Here is a 3,727-nt window from a genome sequence, read left to right on the forward strand (position 1 = left end):
CCTAAAAGTATACTTTAAATAATTTAGGACTTTAAAAGTTTTTAATTCTTATACTTTATTAGAAATTGGTTAATGTTTCAGAGTTAGTGATATAAGATTTTTTATTTCTAACATAATGAAATAGAGTAAATATTAATCATGAATAATTTATAGAAGCCGTTTCAATAGTGAGACGGTTTCTTTCTTTCTTTCTTTCTTTCTTTCTTTCTTTCTTTCTTTCTTTCTTTCTTTCTTTCTTTATATTTGTGACTCTTTGATCAGTTTGGCATATTTAACTATCGATTAATAGTTGATTATATATGAGGTTCAAACATTATAACCAAAATAAAACGGTTCTTTTGTCTTATTCGTTTGATGATTTAATTGCAGAGAAACACCTTGTTCGGATAGTTGACCAAGTAGTCGAGTCAATAAACAACATCCAGCCTCTTTTAAAAGTTTACAGTAAATAAGATAATCAAGCTTACATCATCCAAAAAAAAAATTAAAAGTAATGTTGTAAGCTTATATGACCAATATTTATTCATCACGAAAAATAGAACTGGTACTTCGTGAAAATATCAATTTTATGTGGCTAACTTCTATGGCTATTGTGGATCACAATATGATTAATAGTTTTAGAAGTGATATACTTAAAGAGAGTTTTAAAGAAATCTTCAAGCAGGTATTTTTTTGATACAGGCATCAGAAGGATTTATTAATCTAAAACAAATCTATACGGATGGTGCCAAGATAGAAACTCGGGTAGGCAGATACATTTTTATATGAAGAAATAGTATAAAAAACATCAAAGCAAAATACTCACTCAGCTCGAATAACTATGAGATTATGTTCAGGGTATTGATAATGAGTATAATGTGAATCTTGGGCCCACAAGATTCAAGGAGATTAACAAAGAAGTAACCCAGAAAACTGTAGCAAAAATATATACCAAACTCTCTTGCAACCAAAAAGCAATTGATCTTCAACTTAAAATTACTCCTTTAATAAATAGAGATAAACACTTTCTCGTCCTAAAAAAAAACTAACTATAATTCTTCTGGCAAACGGAATGTTTATCCCCAAAGAGAAGTTAAATGGAATAAATGAAGTAGTAAATAACATCGTACTTATTGCATTTCAATAATTTTTATACTTATTCTGCTCTTTCTGAAAAGTAAATCTCCTTATTCTTCCAATTAACACTTCAAGCATCATCAAAATTTATTTTAAAAGCTTAGCATCCCTTTCATTTTGCATGGCTGATCTTATCATTTTGATAGGGATTAGCAAGTTAAAAATTAAGTGTAAATTTTAACTAGTTGACTTTTAGTGTTTTGTTTTATGTTGAGTTGTTTTGGCATACCAATTGCATCTAAAGGGGAGATCAAGACCATAATTTTAAGGTACAAATCATCACCATAAGATTAAGTTTGAAAACGAAAAGAGTTTTCCGGATTTGCTCAGAATAGTATAGATAAATGTAAAAAACACTGTAAAATAAAAGAGATGAAAGCAGATAAAGTAAGAAAAAAGAACATCGAAAAACTGGGGATATCAAACAAAGGCATGAAACAAAAAGACAGAGTCATCAACTTAATGGTGTTTTCTATAGTATTCTTTATTGCACTTTTGATGATTTCGCAAATAGTATAAAACATAATTTGTTAGGCGTAATCAATAAAAAAAAAGATTTTAGTGGAAAAAAAGAGAATGAAAAAAGGAATATATCTTCTCTTTCACATGGTAAGATATGTGTGTTTAAATCAAGTGAAACGTCTTTTTTTGGAGATATAGAACCTATGTCACTATGTGTTAAATTAAATTATCCCCAGAGGGTTATAACATAATTAATTAAGATATATAAGAAGTAAAACTCGCAGCAACGATGAGTTTTACTTTTTTTGGTTTTATATAAAATGGTTTAGCAAGATAATGTTTGAAAAAGGCTGTCTCAAAATGATAAAATCGTATCATTTTGAGACGTTTTTTTAACGCCCACAAAGATTATTGTAAATGTAAAATACCAGATAATATGGGGTTTAATGCGAATTGGTAAACAGTAAAAATCTATTGGTATGTAATTTGAATATTATGCATCGTATCTCCATCCCCTCAAATAATAAGGAAACTAAAAAGGATTTACACCAAATCATATGAGAACCATCGAATGTAAAATAGGACCTACTCAGAGAAACTATATGCTTTCTAAACCCATACAAAATCCAACAACATTTTTGCCTCTTAAAGTGGCAGAGGAGTCAGGGGATTTTATTATTGAAAAAGCCCGACCCGTTCATACCTTTTGGATAAAACAAATTTGTGAAGTGACACTTGCATCAGCCATAGCTCGCGGAACCGGAATTTCCGGACGCTCTCCCGAGTTGCTGGAAACAAAGATGAAAAAAGGAGAAGCTGTCATCGCTTTTGCGCCAGATGGGAGATGGGCAGGCTTTTCTTTTATCTCTTCTTGGGAAAATGGAAGCTATGTCTCTAATTCCGGATTAATTGTAGCTCCAGAATTCAGACATACGGGACTTGCCAAAAGGATTAAAAGAAAAATTTTTGAGCTTAGCCGACAAAAATATCCCGATGCCCGTATATTCAGCCTAACTACTGGTCTTGCCGTAATGAAAATGAACCATGAACTCGGTTTTGAGCCGGTTACTTATTCCGAACTGACTACAGACGATACTTTTTGGGAAAATTGTAAATCATGTGTAAATTGCCCGATTTTGATGAATAAGGACAGGAAAAACTGTTTGTGTACGGCTATGCTTTATGACCCGAAGCAAAAAGGAGCGAAGATGAATCTGGTAAAAGATTTAGAGATTACGCAGTAGTATTGCAGATATTGCATAGGTTTCAACCGTAGGGACAAAATTACCACAACACATACCTTTTGTAAAGTAGCGGGAAACCATTCCGGTATAAAACAACAAAACCCTCAACATTGTTGAGGGTTTTGTCTTTTGCGGAGAAAGAGGCTCCGCCACCTGTATCGTAAGCTCCAGTAAACACTGGGTGTTATGTTATGTCAAAAAAAGAAGGGCACTAATAGGGCACTCTTAAAATTCTAGGGTTAATTAACCTCTGTAAATGTAGGAAAAAAAAATCAAAAAATGACTAGAAAACAGCTAAGAAATTAATTGGTTTTATCAGTTTCAGCTGTTTCGCATTTTCGATAAGCTGCTACTCTGCATTTTTTCCATAATAAGATAAGCAAATATTGTGTTTTTCAGAATCACCTGATTTTAAGATCTGCCAGCTTTTAATTAAATATTATACATCCGAATGCTCTACATTAAAAATGTCATGTCTTTTAGTATTCTTCTTTATATTTTTTTATAAAAGATAATGGAATCATTGTTGAAGTACTTACAGATGCATAGTTTTTCGAATTCTTTTTTGTTAAATGATTTCTCTTTTTTATCTGAAAAATGCACCCGATTAAAATTCAGTCGGTAGTGTGAAAGTGATACAATCTTAAGGTGATTAAAATATTTATATCTCCTTATATCCGGATTTATTCTTTATACTATTAATTTATTAAATATAGGGATTAGTAATTAACAGTTTTTTATAATCAGATCGAGTAATTAAGTCTCTGCAAATACATAGAATTCATAAAAGTTCAAATTTTGTAAAAAAATTCAGTTTAGTAAGTTTTCAGAGTGGAATGGTAAAATTAAACATCAAATTTAGACTCTACACTTTAAGACAGTTTTTAATTTATTATTTAAAATTA

Annotated in this window: 3 protein-coding genes; all 3 read left to right on the forward strand. The window is 30.8% G+C overall.

Annotated elements, in window-relative coordinates:
• The first annotated feature begins 508 nt into the window (after positions 1-508).
• Positions 509-676, forward strand: coding sequence for a transposase (locus tag FLA105534_RS24060; protein ID WP_173968336.1), 168 nt, complete (start codon positions 509-511; stop codon positions 674-676).
• Positions 677-1,488: 812 nt separating this feature from the next.
• Positions 1,489-1,635 (forward strand): hypothetical protein, encoded by a 147-nt coding sequence (locus tag FLA105534_RS22585; RefSeq protein ID WP_173968337.1) that lies wholly within the window; start codon positions 1,489-1,491, stop codon positions 1,633-1,635.
• Between the two features lie 500 nt (positions 1,636-2,135).
• A complete protein-coding gene (locus tag FLA105534_RS22590; RefSeq protein WP_246253294.1) occupies positions 2,136-2,822 on the forward strand; it encodes a GNAT family N-acetyltransferase in 687 nt (228 codons plus the stop codon).
• Positions 2,823-3,727 lie beyond the last annotated feature (905 nt).

The sequence above is a fragment of the Flavobacterium collinsii genome, assembly GCF_902804485.1.
GTDB lineage: Bacteria > Bacteroidota > Bacteroidia > Flavobacteriales > Flavobacteriaceae > Flavobacterium > Flavobacterium collinsii.